This window comes from Bacterioplanes sp. CLAM21 (assembly GCF_059641015.1).
In genome coordinates, this window is sequence record NZ_CM184929.1 from 1,427,716 (window position 1) to 1,444,969 (window position 17,254).

General features: G+C 50.9%; 11 protein-coding genes. 8 read left to right on the top strand and 3 right to left on the bottom strand.

Going from position 1 to position 17,254, the window contains the following annotated elements; translation table 11 throughout:
- The first annotated feature begins 2 nt into the window (after positions 1-2).
- Both pseG and pseI read left to right on the top strand, forming a co-directional pair.
- Positions 3-1,418, top strand: coding sequence for a UDP-2,4-diacetamido-2,4,6-trideoxy-beta-L-altropyranose hydrolase (gene pseG / locus AC55FS_RS06735; RefSeq protein WP_496935308.1), 1,416 nt, complete (start codon positions 3-5; stop codon positions 1,416-1,418).
- Positions 1,390-2,439, top strand: a complete 1,050-nt coding sequence (gene pseI, locus AC55FS_RS06740; protein WP_496935309.1) for a pseudaminic acid synthase — start codon at positions 1,390-1,392, stop codon at positions 2,437-2,439. The genes pseG and pseI overlap by 29 nt, the downstream gene beginning before the upstream one ends.
- A 26-nt stretch (positions 2,440-2,465) precedes the next feature.
- Here pseI and AC55FS_RS06745 read toward each other — a convergent pair whose 3' ends face one another.
- A complete protein-coding gene (locus tag AC55FS_RS06745; protein ID WP_496935310.1) occupies positions 2,466-3,095 on the bottom strand; it encodes a pseudaminic acid biosynthesis-associated methylase in 630 nt (209 codons plus the stop codon).
- 9 nt (positions 3,096-3,104) lie between these two features.
- Positions 3,105-5,075, bottom strand: coding sequence for a 6-hydroxymethylpterin diphosphokinase MptE-like protein (locus tag AC55FS_RS06750; RefSeq protein WP_496935311.1), 1,971 nt, complete (start codon positions 5,073-5,075; stop codon positions 3,105-3,107).
- A gap of 196 nt (positions 5,076-5,271) precedes the next feature.
- On the opposite strand from AC55FS_RS06750, the gene AC55FS_RS06755 reads away from it, so the two are divergent.
- From AC55FS_RS06755 to fliD, 3 genes are all read left to right on the top strand, one after another.
- Complete coding sequence (locus AC55FS_RS06755) at positions 5,272-8,862, top strand: flagellin N-terminal helical domain-containing protein (protein WP_496935312.1); 3,591 nt, start codon at positions 5,272-5,274, stop codon at positions 8,860-8,862.
- Positions 8,863-8,927: 65 nt separating this feature from the next.
- Complete coding sequence (locus AC55FS_RS06760; protein ID WP_496935313.1) at positions 8,928-9,308, top strand: flagellar protein FlaG; 381 nt, start codon at positions 8,928-8,930, stop codon at positions 9,306-9,308.
- 128 nt (positions 9,309-9,436) lie between these two features.
- The gene (gene fliD / locus AC55FS_RS06765; RefSeq protein ID WP_496935314.1) at positions 9,437-13,387 is read left to right on the top strand and encodes a flagellar filament capping protein FliD; all 3,951 of its coding nucleotides are present in this window, start codon (positions 9,437-9,439) and stop codon (positions 13,385-13,387) included.
- 59 nt (positions 13,388-13,446) lie between these two features.
- Here fliD and AC55FS_RS06770 read toward each other — a convergent pair whose 3' ends face one another.
- The gene (locus tag AC55FS_RS06770) at positions 13,447-13,641 is read right to left on the bottom strand and encodes a (2Fe-2S)-binding protein (protein ID WP_496935315.1); all 195 of its coding nucleotides are present in this window, start codon (positions 13,639-13,641) and stop codon (positions 13,447-13,449) included.
- A 182-nt stretch (positions 13,642-13,823) separates the two neighbouring features.
- Here AC55FS_RS06770 and prfB point away from each other — a divergent pair.
- The 3 genes from prfB to ung all read left to right on the top strand — a co-directional run bounded on the left by prfB (position 13,824) and on the right by ung (position 17,254).
- A protein-coding gene (prfB, locus tag AC55FS_RS06775; RefSeq protein ID WP_496935316.1) for a peptide chain release factor 2 occupies positions 13,824-14,940 on the top strand; the annotation gives its coding sequence in 2 pieces (ribosomal slippage) (positions 13,824-13,916 and positions 13,918-14,940; 1,116 coding nt in all).
- Positions 14,941-14,981: 41 nt separating this feature from the next.
- The gene (gene lysS, locus AC55FS_RS06780) at positions 14,982-16,511 is read left to right on the top strand and encodes a lysine--tRNA ligase (protein ID WP_496935317.1); all 1,530 of its coding nucleotides are present in this window, start codon (positions 14,982-14,984) and stop codon (positions 16,509-16,511) included.
- A 59-nt stretch (positions 16,512-16,570) separates the two neighbouring features.
- Positions 16,571-17,254: a uracil-DNA glycosylase gene (gene ung, locus AC55FS_RS06785; RefSeq protein ID WP_496935318.1), complete on the top strand. Its 684-nt coding sequence runs from the start codon at positions 16,571-16,573 to the stop codon at positions 17,252-17,254.

Here is a 17,254-nt window from a genome sequence, read left to right on the forward strand (position 1 = left end):
GCATGACCGTTGTTTTTCGCCTTGACGCTAATGATGACATAGGCCTTGGTCATTTGATGCGTTGTTTGGTATTGGCGAATTTTTTGCGCAGGCATGGTTATCGCTGCCTTTTTGCTTGCTATCGCCTTAGCTCCCAAGCGGAGCAGTTACTGGCCAGTTATGAAGTGCTGGCTTTGATCTCCATTGATGATAACCGTTGGTGTGAATATCCAGCGCAGTGGTTTGTTATCGATCATTACCAGCTTGAAGCGCCCGCAGTTAGCGCACCGGTATTAATGTTTGAGGACTGGCCGCATCGGTCTTTATCAGCAGATTTAATCCTGGATCAGAATTTAGGGGCACAGTTGAATGACTATCGCCCCTGGTTAGGGCAGCAGTCAACCTTATTAGCCGGAGCAAAGTACTTTTTAGCTCGGCCAGATTTTGTATCAGCTGTTGGCATTCGAACTTTGCCAACGACACCCAAAATTTTAGTGAACTTGGGCGGTGCATCAAAGCCATATCGAATGACCCAGCTGCTGCAATTACTTCTTCCGACTGCCAGGCAGCAAGGCTGGAAATTAGTAGCTTTAACGTCTGACCCTGGTGCCGTTAGGCAACAGCTCGGATGCAAAGAGGTTGATATTCGTGGTTTTCAAACGGATATGGCGAGTGTGTACGATGAGGTGGATTTTTGCATTGGCGCAGCCGGCAGTTCATGTTGGGAACGAGCGATGCGTGCTTTGCCCAGTGCCTTGTTGGTGTTGGCGGAAAATCAACGCGCTGTAGCGGCGACAGCGTATCAATATGGGTTGGCCGTGGCGGCAGAAACAGCACAGGGTGAGTTGGACCTCGCTGCGATAAAACATCTGCTCAGTGACCCTTATGCCTATCGTGCTATGAGTGCTGCTGCGTTACAGCACTTTGATGGACAGGGTGTTAAGCGTCTATGGCGAGCTATGCAACGTGTTGATGTGGCTTATTATTGTTCGCTTCGGCCTGCTGCTAAAGAGGACGTTCGGCAAATCTACCGCTGGCAGTGTGAACCTGGAGCGCGCACCTTTTCTTATCAAAGTCAGCGCCCAACCTGGCGTCAGCATTTGTCCTGGTTTTGGCGCCATCATGGCAAACCTGGCCATTATATGTGGATCATTTGCCTGGCCGGGCGTGAGGCCGGTATGCTGAGGGTGGACGTAGGTGAACGCGGTGAGCAGGTGGTGTCTGTTTTATTGGCGCAAGCTTATCGAGGCTTAGGTCTGGCGGAAGCGGCATTAAGACGATTGCACGAACAGCATCCAGGCCCTTTGATTGCCTATATACAGTCGGGCAATCGTGCCTCAAAAAGAACGTTCCGCCGTGTCGGTTATCGAGCAGCAGGGCCAGGGCGCTATCGCTACAGAGGAGCTGGGGATGAAAACGATCCACATAAATCAGCGTGAAATCGGTGCTGCACAGGCTCCCTATGTGGTGGCTGAGGTGTCGGCCAATCATGGCGGCCAGCTGCAAACGGCGTTAGATACGATCAAGGCCGCGGCCGAAGCGGGTGCCGATGCGGTAAAAATCCAAACCTATACTGCCGATACCATGACGCTAAACAGCCAAGCGCCAGACTTTGTTATTCAAAGTGGGTTATGGCAAGGGCGTAATCTTTATCAGTTGTATCAGGATGCGCGTACACCCTATGAATGGCATCAAGAGATGTTTGCTTGTGCCAAGTTGGCGGGTATTACCCTATTTTCCACTCCCTTTGATGAAACAGCCGTTGAGCTGTTAGAAGATTTAAATGCACCTGCATACAAAATTGCCTCGTTTGAATTAACCGATTTACCATTAATCGATCGTGTCGCCCGCAGTGGTAAGCCGATGGTGATGTCGACCGGTATGGCTTCTTATCAGGAAGTGCAAGAGGCGATAGAAACGGCCTATAAAGCCGGTGCAAAAGAGGTACTGCTGCTGCATTGCATCAGTAGCTATCCCGCCTTAACGGAACAGGCCAATCTGGCCCAAATTAGACGCTTACAGCAGGATTTTGATGTGCCTGTCGGCTTGTCGGATCATACCCTCGACAACACCGCTGCAACAGCGGCAATTGCGTTAGGCGCGTGCTTTGTTGAAAAGCATTTTATTCTGGATCGTTCACTGGGTGGGCCAGACAGTGCTTTTTCTATTGAGCCTGATGAGCTAAGGCAATTGTGCCATCAGCTACGCACTACCTGGCAAGCCATGTCGGGTGAAGCTTATCAGCGTGCGCCGCAAGAAGAGCAAAATAAAGCCTTTCGACGATCTATTTATTTTGTTGAAGATGTAAAGGCCGGCACGCGTTTAGAACCACACCATATACGCCGTATACGACCCGGATTTGGGCTGGCTCCAAAATATTTTCAGGATCTTATTGGTCGGCGCTTAACCGTTGATGTCAGCGCCGGTACCGCCACTCGTTGGGAGCAGTTTGAAAACTAGCTCGCAGTAATGACTATTGTGTTCAATTACTGCTTGCCAGTTTTCTCCAACAAAAACCAGTTAGTATTTGAGCCTAACGGATACTTTGGATCGCGATTGTAGAAAAAACCATAGTGGCGCAGAGTCAAGTCACTGTATCGATCCAGCAGGTCGCCAGCAAAGTCCCGCTTAAACAGCCTATCGCTATGACCCCGATAATCAATGCTGACTGGGGTAGGGTTATAATACTCGATTACCAACACATAGCGGCGACTGCAATCATAAAGTTTCTGATAAAAGGTCGGCAGGAACTCTGGTGCAATATGAATTAATACACCGGATGTGAAGGTCAAATCTGATTGATGATCTGGCTGATACTCCAGAATCGACTCGTTGATAACCCGGCACAGGTTTTTATTAGCTAGAATCTCGGCGGCTTTGGGGTTGATTTCGATGGCGGTTAGGTTGGTGTCAGGGTTTAAGTGGTTCAGGGCTTCAATATTATTGCCAATGTTGGAGCCAAATTCTGTCACTGAGGTAAGCGCAGGCAAGTGCGATAATATTTCTTTGAACTGGTTTTCACAGGACAGCTTTAGTGGCTCACTGGCATTGCGCTCTATATAGTCATTGCCAAAGTCACTCGACCAAAACTCTTCTTGCTCTGTTTTATACGACATGCTCATTCCTCAGTAATCGAGAGTGGTCCATTCGTCGCGAACATAATGATCGCTGCCGTCCAGATGGCGCTGTATTTCGTTCTCAATGTAGTCGATATAGAGATTGTAATCTGCAACCCACAGCTGGTTCGCCGCCTTGGCATCTTGTTCGGCTAGATTGTTCATACACTTGTATAAGCTAATAAAGGGCAAACGGTTGATGGACATGGTCGTTTGCAATACGGGTGGGGCTTGAATACAGGTTTGTTTAATTTCTTTTAATATACGGAAAATCCGTAATAGCTGATCTTTTTTATCCTGATAGGTAGCAAGAGCATTGACTACTGCTCGGCTGATTTCAAAGGCACCGCGGAAGGTAGACTGTATCAAGTTCAGTGACTGCTTATAGTTCGCTTTGTTTACCATGATTTGCATGCGACTGGCTTGGGCCTTGATAGCTTGCTGCGCTAACTGAGAACTATCGACGAATTCAGTGCCGGCAATGGCCGCGCCATGGGAGCAGTTGAATACTCGGTTGGCAGTAAAACTCAGCAGATCCTCTAGCACCAAACGTGCGGAATCTAACGTCGCTTTGGTTCCTATCAGCTGTCCTTGGGTCGACATCACCTTACGGGAGTAGCGAGCAACGGAGGTTTTTAATGCTGCCAACGAGTCGGGTAGATCCTGTTGCTGGGAAATATTCGCGACGGAGTGGTGCTGGCCTGCGGTAAACGCGTAATCGATACCGAATAAATAGATATCGCCTTGGCATACCCGGCCTGCGACGGCGACGGCGGCATTGGCGCAATTAACACCGCCGTTTTTTAAGATATAGCTATCAGAATACAGCGCTTTGATCTGCGACGTTTCTGGTACAAATGCATAGGTCTGTTTAAACAAGCCAACAAAACCAGGGTTGGCTTCTATGGTGGTGATTAACGTGATATCGCTAAGGTCGTATTGCTGGTGGACGTGGCTTAAAAGATCAGTAGCCAACCGCTTGAATTCAAGCTCCAAGTGGGCATCAGGCCGTAAGCCTAGACCTAAGAGGGATGACAAGCCGGTGCCGACGGTCAGCAAATAAAACTGATCGCGTACGGCTCGCAACGCGTCGGCGTACAGGTCTAACGATGGACCGGCACCGACAATGGCAATCGGCTTACCGCCGGTGAGTTCGGTTTCGTCCATGTTTAACAGTTGAATGCCTTGGCGGCTATTCTCCAACGCATTCAATAGCCGCTGCGTATCAGGGCCAACCTTTTCATATACCACGCTAATAAAGCTGGAGTAGTCCGCCAGAATTTTTTTCTCGTCATGGTACTGATCAGCCACAGGTGTGTGGGTGTAGCGGATGGTTGAGGTGGTTAACGCCGGAAACAGCTCCACACACTGTACCCGCAAGTCATGGGTATAGATGTGCTGTCCCTGTGCTCCAGGGGACTGAACAATCAAAGTAATGGAATACTCGTTTGGCAAAGACGTCATGATGGTTTGCCAGTCAACGCAAAACAACGATGCCTTAAATTGGCTGATGTCGCGTTCCACCACAGTAATGCTGCGATACTGTTGCTGGTTCGCCAGAATTTCGACGTGATAGCCCAAGCCGACGCCAAATACCACCAGATCCAGGTTGGTCATATCCTTGCCCATGACTTGTGCCTGATGCTGGTGAAAATACGCCTGCGTTGCTTGAAACGCGTTGTCCTGGATCAGATGCGGAATAAAACCTGGCATGTGAGGATCGTGATAATTGGTGCTAGCGACCTTATCGCTAAAACGCTGCACCTCATTGACCGCATAGGCCACAGCATCGCCTTGATAGATATCCTGCTGCGATGAACCGTCTGGCAGGCCCAAACGCCCACTGCTGGGATGAACCAATAACGACGGCTTAACATCCGAGCTCATCAGCTGCTGGTAGATGGCTGGCATCGATTGCTTAAAGAACGCCAGGTTTTTCTGCTCACGCGCCTGCGCCTTTTGAAGTGTCGCTTCGATCATGTCGCATCCTTATGTCTTTTGTTACAAGAAGCAATGACTGTGCCTATGTTTATTTTTTGTACTGGTTATTTTTTACCAAATTTCCTCTAAAGCATCCCGCAAGCTGGCCGTTAACCTCCATGACACAGTCAGGCGGAGCGCTGCCAAAACCATTCGCGATGGTGGTAGCTCCCTTAGAAGGTTAAGGAGACATACCATGCCTCAAATTATTAATACCAACATCGCGTCCATCAACGCTCAGCGTAACTTGGACAAATCACAGTCTGCCAACCAGCAGGCGCTGCAACGCCTGTCGTCTGGTCTTCGCATTAACAGCGCCAAAGACGACGCTGCTGGTCTGGCAATTTCAACCCGCTTTACGTCTCAGATCAAAGGTCTGAACGTCGCTGTTCGTAACGCCGGTGACGGCATTGCGCTGGCACAGACGGCTGAAGGTGCCTTAGGCTCCATCAACGAAAACTTACAGCGTGTCCGCGAACTGGCCGTGCAATCTGCGAACGCAACGAACTCTGATGTCGACCGTGAAGCACTGCAAGCTGAGGTGGATCAGCTGGTGGCAGAAATTTCACGTACTGCAGATGAAACCGACTTTAACGGTCGTAAACTGCTGGATGGCTCTTTCTCAGCCACCTTCCAAATCGGCGCTAACGCGGGTCAAACCGTAGATGTCACTATCGCTGAGCTGACTGCCGATAAACTCGGTTCAGCTCGCACCGCCGGTATCAGTGCCATTGGTAGTGATCAGGCTCTGCAAAACGGCGACCTGGTGATTAACGGTGTGTCGATTTCCGCTTCTAAAGCCGGTGACGATACCGCTTCTACCAGCAACGCAGCAGCTTCGGCCATCGCCAAAGTTGCGGCCATTAATCAGTTCTCTGACCAAACCGGTGTAACGGCTTCGGTGGACAAAAACGTCGTGTCAGGCTCTGAAATGGAAGCCGTGGCGGGTACCACTACCTTGACACTGAACGGTGTTGATATCGACTTATCAACCACCGCCAGTACCGTGCAAACTCGTGCCGCTGTGGCGGAAGCCATTAACGCCGTGGCCGATCAGACCGGTGTGAAAGCCATTAACACCAACACCGACTCAGGCGGTGTGCAACTGGTGGCTGAAGACGGTCGTAACGTCGAAATATCGTTTGGCACTTTCGGCGGTTCATTAACGGCAGGTAACGTGGCAACGGCCACTGGTCTGGCCTTTAATGGCGCCGGCACTTACGAAGGTGGTTACACCTTGGTGGCTGACGGTGATGTAGGCAGCATCGAAATTTCGGGTGGTAATGGCACTGGCAACGGCGACCTGGACAATGCCGGTCTGGTGGCGGGTACCTACGAGCGTGGCACAGCCACTACCGTATCTCGCGAAGAAAGCAGCAACTTGACCGCAACTACCGTCAACGGTGGTAGCTTGTCGAATGCCATTGCCGACTACACCGACAATGCCACCCTACTCACAGGTGGTTCGTTGGCCAACACCTTGGCAACGACGCAAGTAGCGGCCAGTGCGGTGAGTGAGCTGCAAAATATTGCAGTGACCGTCGATGGCACCGATACCATGTTGACCATCCCAAGTGCCAGCGCAGTGTATGAGGTGGCGTCCGCACTGAACGGTGTGGCCGGTGTGACCGCCTTCGAGCGCATCGAATTCACCATCAATGACTACTCTACCGCGACCGGTGGTGGCAGTCTGCGTATCGCCGGTCAGTCAGTTGCCCTGACGGATGATGCCTTGGCAGACTACGACACTGTCACGGAACGTAACCAATACCTGACCGAAGCCATCAATAACACGGTATTTGGCGCGGGTATCACTGTGACAGCCGAGCTGAGCTTCGATAAGAGCGCCATTAACGTAACCATTGATAATGGTACCGGTGATGTGGTTCGTATCGGTGTCAGCACAGGTGCAGCCTTAACAGCATCTGCAGGTGGTGCTCTGGCGGTACCTGCTAACGTGACTACGGTGACTTCTGGTAGCGCCATGATAGGCCAGGTGGCCTTTACCACCAGCGGTGCAGCCAATGAAGTGTCAGTGGCCTTTGTTGAATCTACCGCCGGTGCAGCGGCCAGTGGCGAGCTGTATGCGGGCAAAACCTTTGTCGGCTCCGACAGTGGCAACCAGGTGCTGAGTACCACAGGTACTAACGAAATCAACGTCTCTATTGAGGGCGTCGCGGTAGGCTCTGCCACCGTCAACAGCGGTGCCACCGTCAGTGACATTGTTGCTCAACTAAATGGTATCGATCCTGATATCAATGCCTTTGAAGAGATCCAGCTGACGTTTGATGCCACCAACGTGGATGTTGGCGATACTCTCTTCATTGGTACGGGTACGGACGTTACTGCTGGCGGTGTATCAGGTGTGGGTGTGGCCGTTAGTGACGGTGATGCCGATGGCACGGTGGAGCTGAATGAATTGGCAGACTCCATTAACGAAGCCGACTTCAGTGCTCAGAATATGGATGTATCTGCCAGCATGAACAGCTCTGGTGAACTGGTGCTGACCATTCGCAACTACTCAGGCAGCCAAGTGGGTATTGCCGTGGACGGTGAAGGCCGCTCATTGCAACAGAAAACTACCGGTGATCTGGTCGGTTCGGTACAGCAGCAGCTGTCAGGTGAGCTGCGCTATGCCTCACAAACTGGACGCGAAGTGTCAGTATCTATTGCCGATGCGGATGTGGGTGGTGAGTTGTACGCGGGTAACTCCAGCAGCACCAGCTTTGCCGGTGTGAATGGTCTCGATGACGGCGACATCATCATCAATGGTGTGAGTATCGGTGCCGCGAAAATCGAAGCCGATAAAGCCTCGGCGGTGGAAGCATCGGACGGTACCAAGATCATTTCCAGTGCTAAGGAAAAATCAGGTATATCCATTGCCGCTACCATTAACGAAGTGGCCGATGAAACCGGTGTTCGGGCTACGGTAAATGCCACTGAAGTGGTCGGTGGTGACGGTTCGGGGGTCGACACATCATCCTTTGAAGTGGGCGACTCTGCTGAGATCTATATCAACGGATTCTCTGCTGGTACCGTCACGCTGCAGGACGATGGCTCTGGTAACATCGATACCGATCGTGCCAAAGCAGATGCTTTGAGCATTATCAACTCGGTATCAGGACGTACCGGCACCACGGCGACCGACAATGGTGTATCGCTGACACTGTCAGCCGAAGATGGACGCAATATCTCCATCGCCATTGACGATCAGTCTGGTTCGGATGCATCGATCGGCGCCTTGTTCGGCCTGGATTCTGCTGTCGCGGGTATCGGTGAGTCGACCTTTGGTGATGCTCGAGCCACCACCAATACCGGCTTCAGTGCTGAAAGTCTGACCTATGAAACCACCTACAGCACCATCCGTCTGGATTCAGCCGGTGAGTTCACTATCAGCTCTGGTTCTGCCGGTGCCGATGAGCTCGATGCGCTGGGCTTGTCGGAAGGCAGCTTCGGTGGTGCGGTAGACGGTACCTTCCTGACCGATATCGATATCTCGACCTTCGAAGGCGCACAAGCAGCGATTACGTCGATCGACAATGCGATATCACAGGTAGCCAGTCAGCGTGCGGATCTGGGTGCGATCCAGAACCGTCTCGAATCGACTGTAAGTAACCTGCAGGTAACGTCTGAAAACCTGAATGCTGCGAACTCGCGGATTCAGGACGCTGACTTCGCGGCAGAAACAGCCGAGCTGTCCCGTACGCAGGTACTGCAACAGGCCGGTATCTCGGTTCTGGCGCAGGCCAATGCAGCCGGCCAGCAGGTTCTGTCTCTTCTGGGATAACAGCAAGCGTAAGGGGGAGGTTAACCTCCCCCGGGTTGCTTAACTGAAAACCAGAGAGGTGATGTATGAGCGAGCTGACCCTAAATAGTTATGAAAAAGGCGCTGTATCACCTTCAGTCATTCGGGATACATCGGCCACCAGCGGCGGCAAGCCAAAGGTAACTGATGTCAGCAGCGGCAAGAAGTTACCGCCAGAGAGCGGAAACGTTGAGCCACTGAGTCAGGAACAGGTTAAGGAAGCGGTTTCCCGGATTAATGAATACGTACAGCAAACAGAACGTACACTAGACTTTCAACTGGATGAGGACAGCGGACAAACCATCATTCGGGTATACGACAAACAGTCTTCGGAACTGATTCGGCAAATACCCAGTGAGCTGGCCCTTGAACTGGCGCAAAAGTTGAATGATGAGGAGCCATCTTTGTTATTTAGCGCCCAAGTCTGACATGTTGTAACAGCCTGTGAGGGTTGTGTAAGCAACCCTCAAGAAAACCCCATATGGGCCGCTAACGTCTGTATGGGGTTTCTTCGTGTATATGTCGGCACGAGCTCCGTGTGGTGAGGAGGTAAATCATGGCATCGATACAGTCACTGGGCTTAGGATCCGGCGTGTTGACCACGGATCTGGTCGAGCAAATTATCAATGCTGAAAAAGAGGCGACCAGTTTGCGTTTGGACAGACGCGAAGAGCTGGTGGACGCCAAGATTACCGCCTACGGTGAAATTCAGTCGTTGATGTCGACCTTGCAAGGCAGCGTGATTGCGTTATCCAGCCCATCGTTAGCGGGAGCTACTAAAACCACGTCGTCGAACGAATCTTTGGTCACCGCGACGTCTGGTATTACTGCTGACCCAGGCACCTATAATGTTGAAGTTATCAATACCGCCAAAGCCCATTCGTTGGCTTCGTCTACCTATTCCAGCTTTGACGAGATTATCGGCACCGGTGAGCTGGTGTTTTCATTCGGTGAAATTACTTACGATGGCAGCGATAACTTTGTCAGCCAGGACATCAATTCTGATCGGCCGGCGAAAACCATTACCATTGATGAATCCAACCGCACGCTGAGCGGTGTACGTGACGCGATCAATAACGCCAATATGGGCGTTACCGCCAGTATTATTAATGACGGTAGCGGTTACCGCTTATTGGTTACATCGCAAGAAACTGGGGCGGAAAATGGCATTCGCATTCAAGCCCAGGACAGCGATGGCAATTTATTAACCGGCGGTTTAGGTGCGCTGGCTTACAGCGAAAGCCAAAATGCAGCGTCGAATATGTCACTGACCGAAAAAGGCCAGGATGCCCAACTGCAAATTAATGGTTTGAACATTACCCGAAGCAGCAACACCATTGAAGAAGTGATCAATGGTGTGACCTTGAATTTACAGGGGGCCGATGTCGGTAACGCGGTAACCATTACAGTAGAAGCTGATACCGAATTGCTGGCGGAAAATATTCAGAACTTTGTGACCTCTTACAATGATCTGAAAAAGTTTGTTGATGATTTGTCGGGCTATGATGCCGACAAGCAGCAGGCCGGGTTGCTGCTGGGTGATTCCACCATGCGCAATATTCAAAATCAGATTCGCGCTATGATCAGTCAGCCCATTGATGGCTTGACCGGCACTAAATATCGGTCACTCACAGAGCTGGGGGTGAATACCGACCGGTTTAACGATTATTTGCTGGAATTTGATCAGCTAACCTTCAATAAAGCGATGCGTGAAGAGCGTGACTCGGTTATTAGCATTCTGGCGAAAAGTGGCGGCACCAGCGACAGTCAAATCACCTATGTGAATGACTCGATTAATACCAAGCCCGGCAGTTACGATATTAATATCTCTCAGCTGGCAACTCAGGCGAAATACACCTCTGGCAGCTTGGCATCATTGGATTTCAGCAGCCCAGTGATTATTGACGACAGTAACGACACCTTTGGGATTAACGTTAATGGCACCAATGCCACTATCCAGTTAACGCAAGGTTCTTATGCTTCGGGTGATGATTTGGCGGCGCAATTAGCCTTGCAGATTAATTCCAATGAACGCCTGCTGCAGTCTGCTGCCAACGTCACGGTGGAATACAACGCCGGTGATAAGAACTTTAGTATCACCTCCAATAAATACGGCTCGGCTTCCCAGGTGTATATTACGGCGACGGATGTGAATACCGCCAATACCCTAGGGTTTAGTTTGCGTGGACAAGGAACCTTTCAGGGCGTTTCTCTGACCACGTTAAATGCCGATGCATTTAACGGCCGCGGTGCAACCACACAGATCGGCAGTCGCATTGTGTCGGATACCACAGGTATCGATTTTTCTGCCAATAACGCTACCTTCTCGCTGGCGGTGGACGGCAACCCGGCTGTGGCCGTGACAGTCAATGCCGATGCCAATGGCCAGGACTTGAACAGTGATGGCATTTTTGGTGATCGCAAAGACACCTTGCAAGCGATTCAAACCGCGATTGATGCTACGTCTCTAAATGGACAAGTCGTCGCCTCGTTTAATGACGATGGTTATTTGCAGTTTGAGACAGTTGCTGAAGGTACCGCCCGCAGCATTGAGATTACCGCGGTCGGGAGTTCATCGAGTGACGTTTTGTTGGGCCTAGATGAAACCCAAGGTGCACAAACCAATGGTAAAGATCCAGGGCTGACTTTTGGTGCCCCGGTCGAATTTAATGTCGATGTGGATGGCATAGCCACCAGCACTAAGGTGTCATTGCCGGCGGGTACCTATGCTACGGGCAATGATTTAGCTGCAGCGGTACAAGCGGCCATTCAGACCAGCATGGATACTGATCCGAATTTTGCCGGTGTGGTGCGCGGAGCTGAGTCTGCTACTGGCAGTCGGGATATCAGCACGAATATTGATTTCGCCACCACCAATGCAGGCTTTCGCTTGAATGTATCGGGTGTCGAGCAGGATATTTTGGTTAACACCGATTCAGGTGACAACATCGTTGATATTCAGGCGGCATTAGACGCAGCTTATGGTGCTGGTGTGGTAACAGCATCCTTGGATGGCAATGGTCTGAAACTCACCACCGTAGCTACCGGTACCGATCAATACATTGAAGTGCTGAGTGATGGTAAAGGTGCCACCTCCAGCACCTTTGCCGATATTTCTACGGGCTATGACTTCAGCGCCGTAGGCCAAAATGCGACCTTTACCTTGACTGTTGATGGCGTTGATATCGACGTGGATGTGAATGGTGATGGCACTGTGGGCAGTGGCAATGCCGATTCTAACTTAACGGTCATTCAGCAAGCCTTGGATTCGGCATTAACGGCCAGTGGCCAGTTTGCCGCCGGTGATGTGGTTGCCAAAGTGGATGGCAGTGGCCAGCTGTATTTTGAAACCCAGTCAAAAGATGGTGTGAAAACCGCAGCGACTTTTGGTGCTGGTGCCAGTTTGGAAATTAAAAACTTGGGCGGTACTGCGGCAGCGGCGTTAGGTTTAACGGCGGAAGTCGTCACTAATGGCTACGATGCGTTTGGCATGACGTCTGGCAAGAGTTTTGGTTATGACCTCGATGTGGAAGTGGGCTATCAATACGATGTCGATTCAGATCTGGGCTCATTGTCGATATCTATCGGCGGTCAGGGTACGGAGATAGGCTTTACCGATATAGATGCCGAAGCTGTCGCTTTCTTAGGACTGCAAGACGCCAGCGTTTACTCTGCCCCGATTCCCACCGGCAAAGATGTTGCGGGCACCATTAATGGCATTGAAGCCACCGGCTCAGGGCAGTTTTTGCGTGCCCAAGATGGTAACGTCAAAGCCAAGCCGGGTTATTACCTTGGCAGTGCCGTGGATTTTTCCACTCCTCTGATTATTGGCAGTAACAATAATACCTTTACCGTCAGCATTGACGGGGTAGAAGCTGAGGTCACTCTCAATCAACCGGCGGTGTATAACAGTGGTGCGACCTTAGCTCTAGCACTGCAAACTGCCATTAACGACACGGCTGCTTTTAAAGAAGCCGAAGTCTCAGTGAAGGTTGAATACACCGACGATCCTGCTTCTTTTGCTCATCAGAAGTTTGGCATCATCTCCAACTCCACGGGTAAGGACTCTAAGGTGGAGATCACGGAAGTGTCGAACGATGCGGCTAATGCGTTTGGTTTTGTTAAAGGCATTGGTGATGGCGAGGTGGGTAGCGATCGCAAAGGAGACATAGACGACGCTTCGGGTATTCGTTTGAAAGTCACCGGCGGCAGCATAGGCGCCAGAGGCACTGTGTCCTATGTGACTGGCTTTGCTGATCAGCTGAAAGATACTTTGAGTACCTTCCTTAACGGCGACAGCAGTTTGCTCAGTGTGCGCCAGCAAGGTCTGGAGCAAGATAAAGAAGATATCGCCACAGACAGATCTGATCTGGATTCGCGCATTTCTGCCATGGAGGCGCGTCTTAAGTCCCAGTTCCTGTATAACGATGCCATCATTCAGAAACTGACTAATACCCAAGACTTTGTGAAGCAGCAATTTGACGTATTGAACGCCAGTCGAGACTAAGCAGGTGATCAGCCAATAAAAAAGGGAGCCCTGGCTCCCTTTTTTATTGCGCATCGGTATCAGCTGGCCTCGGCAAACTCGCACGGTGGCAGCTGTTGGATGCGTTCACGAATCATCTGTTTGGCAGCTTGACCACAGCAGCCGCAATCGGTGGCAACACCTAAGCTTTGTCGCACCTGGGCGTAGCTTTGGCCCTGGTCGACGGCGTCTTCTATTTGCTGTTGAGTAACGGCTTTGCACAGGCAAACGTACATGGCATAGCGCTCTGGATGAAACGGATAATTGCATACTAGTGCTAATGCGAAAGATTTGCAATAACCTTGTTATTTGGCTCTCGCGTCTGTAGGTCGCATCCGACTGCGCTCTTAGGTAAAATGCCCGCCTTCTCTGAATTATGTGCTGCTGCTAGGCCTATGTAAGCTAGGCAGCAGCCTCTATGACCATCGAAGGTGTGACCTTGGAAATCAATCCGATTGTTGAAACCATCAAAGACCTGCAGGCGCGCACCGACGTGCTGAGGGGGTATCTTTGACTACGCTACCAAGCTTGAGCGTTTAGAAGAGGTTGAGCAGGAACTGGCTCAGCCGGATGTTTGGAACGAGCCTGAGCGGGCCCAGGAGTTAGGACGTGAACGTGCTTCTTTGGAGGCCGTGGTAAAAACCATTCAAAACCTTGACGGCGGCCTGGCTGACGCTCGTGATCTGCTTGATATGGCGGTGGAAGAAAACGACGAAGACTCTGTGGCCGATGTGCAAGCGGAACTGGCATCGTTAACCGCTGAGCTGGAAACGTTGGAATTCCGCCGCATGTTCTCAGGCGAGCTAGACGAGAACAACGCTTATCTGGAAATTCAGGCGGGCTCTGGCGGCACCGAAGCACAGGATTGGGCCAATATGATGCTGCGCATGTACTTGCGCTGGATTGAGAACCATGGCTTTAAAGGTGAGCTAATGGAAGTCTCAGACGGTGAAGTGGCCGGCATTAAAGGCGCTACCATCCGCATTGAAGGCGAATACGCCTATGGCTGGCTGCGTACCGAAACGGGCGTACACCGTTTGGTGCGTAAAAGTCCGTTCGACTCAGGCAATCGCCGGCATACGTCCTTTGCTTCGGTTTTCGTATCGCCAGAAGTGGACGATAACATCGAGATTGAAATCAACCCGGCTGATCTGCGCATTGACGTCTATCGTGCGTCGGGTGCCGGTGGTCAGCACGTTAACCGGACTGAGTCGGCCGTGCGTATTACCCATATGCCAAGTGGCATTGTGACCCAATGTCAGAATGACCGCTCGCAGCATAAAAACAAAGACCAGGCGATGAAGCAGCTGAAAGCCAAGCTGTATGAGCTGGAATTGCAAAAGCGCAATGCCGAAGCTCAAGCGCTGGAAGATACCAAGTCGGATATTGGCTGGGGCAGCCAGATTCGTTCTTATGTGTTGGACGACGCCCGTATTAAAGATTTACGTACCGGCGTTGAAAATCGCAATACCCAGGCCGTTTTGGATGGGGATCTGGATCCCTTTATCGAAGCTAGCCTGAAAAAAGGCCTCTGAAAACGTACATCCGCGGTCAAACCGCACTTAAAGGCATACACATGACAGACACGAACCAAACCGAGCAGATTCAGGAACAGAACAAGCTGATTGCTGAGCGCCGCAATAAACTGCAGCAGTTGCGCGACGGTTGCAGCGCCAATGGCCATCCAAACGACTTTCGCCGTGAGCATTTATCGTCCGCACTGAAGGATAAACATGGCGATAAGGATAAGGACACCTTGGCGGCTGAGGGTATTCGTGTCTCCGTCGCTGGACGGGTGATGCGCCGTGGTGGCCCCTTTGTCGGTATTCAAGACGCCGAGGGTGATATCCAGTTTTATATGGCTAAGCCTTTGCAAAAAGAAAGCGATGCCTGGCAATTATTGGATATTGGCGACATCGTTGGCGGCACGGGTACTTTGCAGAAATCTGGCAAAGGTGAGCTGTATGTGGCCATTGAAGAGCTGGCGGATTTTCGTATTCTGACCAAATCACTGCGTCCGCTGCCGGATAAATTTCATGGTCTGGCTGACCAAGAATTAAAGTACCGCCAGCGTTACGTCGACTTAATTATTAATGAAGACACGCGTCGGACCTTTATGGTGCGCTCTAAAATCATTGAAACCATGCGCTACTACTTATCGCAGCGTGGTTTTATTGAAGCAGAGACACCGATGCTGCAAACCATTCCTGGTGGTGCCAGCGCTAAGCCGTTTGAAACTCACCACAATGCGTTGGGCATCGATATGTTTTTGCGCATCGCGCCAGAATTGTATTTGAAGCGTTTGGTGGTGGGCGGTTTCGATAAGGTGTTTGAAATTAACCGTAACTTCCGTAATGAAGGTTTGAGTACCCGTCATAACCCGGAATTCACCATGATTGAATTCTATCAGGCGTATGCGACTTATCATGACCTGATGGACCTGACGGAAGATATGCTGCGTACCATTGCGCAAACTGTGCTGGGCACCACGACGTTGCAATACGGTGAGTCTGAATACGACTTGAGCCAGCCGTTCCAGCGTATGACCATGGTAGAAGCGGTATTGAAGTACAACCCAGAGTTTGATGCTCAGGTGTTTGCTGATCCAGAAAATCATATGGAACAGCTGCAAGCCTATGCCAAGCAAGTGGGTGTTAAGCAAAGCGAGGCACAAAAAGCCTGGGGGGCTGGTAAGTACATTACCGAAATCTTCGAAGAAACCGCCGAGCACGAGCTTGATCAGCCGACCTTTATTACCGAATATCCGTGGGAAGTATCACCGCTGGCACGTCGCAATGATGCTAATCCATTTGTCACCGACCGTTTTGAATTCTTTGTCGGTGGACGTGAGTTGGCTAATGGTTTCTCTGAGTTAAATGACGCAGAAGATCAGGCAGCGCGTTTCCGCAAGCAAGTGGAAGAAAAAGACGCCGGTGATGACGAAGCGATGCACTTCGACGAAGACTATGTGCGTGCACTTGAGTTTGGCTTGCCACCAACGGCTGGTCAGGGCATTGGCATTGACCGTTTAGTGATGCTGTTTACCAATACCCACACGATTAAGGACGTGATTTTATTCCCGCATATGAAGCCAGAAGCGGAATAAGTCTGTCGGATTGAAAATTAAGGTGGGCAATGCCCACCTTTTTTATAGGTTGAACATTTATGCAAATGACTAAAGCCGGGGCGTTGCATCCATCCTGGCAACAGGTGCTGGGTGAAGAGCTGCATCAGCCGTATATGCAACAGCTGCGCGATTTTCTGAAAATCGAAAAAAATGCGGGCAAAAACATCTTTCCACCGGGTCCGCAAATATTTAATGCCTTTAATCACACACCGTTTGAGCAAGTGCGAGTGGTGATTATTGGCCAGGATCCGTATCACGGCCCGGGCCAAGCGCATGGCTTAAGCTTTTCGGTACAGCCGGGCATAGCATTGCCACCCTCGCTGAAAAATATTTTTAAAGAACTGCAGCAAGATTTAGGCATTGCTTTGTCTGGCAGTGGCGATTTAACCCCTTGGGCCGATCAAGGGGTGTTATTGCTCAATGCCACGCTGACGGTCGAGCAGGCGAAAGCGGGCTCGCATCAAGGCAAGGGTTGGGAGCGCTTTACCGACGCTGCCATTGCGGCATTAAACGCACAGCGCCAGGGGTTGGTGTTTGTGTTATGGGGCAGCTATGCACAGAAAAAAGGCGCGGTGATCGATACCAGTCGTCACTTAGTGTTGAATTCGGTACACCCATCGCCATTGTCGGCCCATCGTGGTTTTTTTGGCACTCGCCCTTTTAGTCGAATTAATGACTATTTGCTGCAACAGGGTTTGGCCGCCATTAACTGGCAGGTGTGA

Bases quoted from the DNA above. Each gene is read 5' to 3' on its own strand.
- ung (WP_496935318.1), top strand. From the start codon at position 16,571: ATGCAAATGACTAAAGCCGGGGCGTTGCATCCATCCTGGCAACAGGTG.
- AC55FS_RS06755 (WP_496935312.1), top strand. From the start codon at position 5,272: ATGCCTCAAATTATTAATACCAACATCGCGTCCATCAACGCTCAGCGT.
- AC55FS_RS06750 (WP_496935311.1), bottom strand. From the start codon at position 5,075: ATGATCGAAGCGACACTTCAAAAGGCGCAGGCGCGTGAGCAGAAAAAC.
- fliD (WP_496935314.1), top strand. From the start codon at position 9,437: ATGGCATCGATACAGTCACTGGGCTTAGGATCCGGCGTGTTGACCACG.
- pseG (WP_496935308.1), top strand. From the start codon at position 3: ATGACCGTTGTTTTTCGCCTTGACGCTAATGATGACATAGGCCTTGGT.
- lysS (WP_496935317.1), top strand. From the start codon at position 14,982: ATGACAGACACGAACCAAACCGAGCAGATTCAGGAACAGAACAAGCTG.
- AC55FS_RS06760 (WP_496935313.1), top strand. From the start codon at position 8,928: ATGAGCGAGCTGACCCTAAATAGTTATGAAAAAGGCGCTGTATCACCT.
- AC55FS_RS06770 (WP_496935315.1), bottom strand. From the start codon at position 13,641: ATGTACGTTTGCCTGTGCAAAGCCGTTACTCAACAGCAAATAGAAGAC.
- pseI (WP_496935309.1), top strand. From the start codon at position 1,390: ATGAAAACGATCCACATAAATCAGCGTGAAATCGGTGCTGCACAGGCT.
- AC55FS_RS06745 (WP_496935310.1), bottom strand. From the start codon at position 3,095: ATGTCGTATAAAACAGAGCAAGAAGAGTTTTGGTCGAGTGACTTTGGC.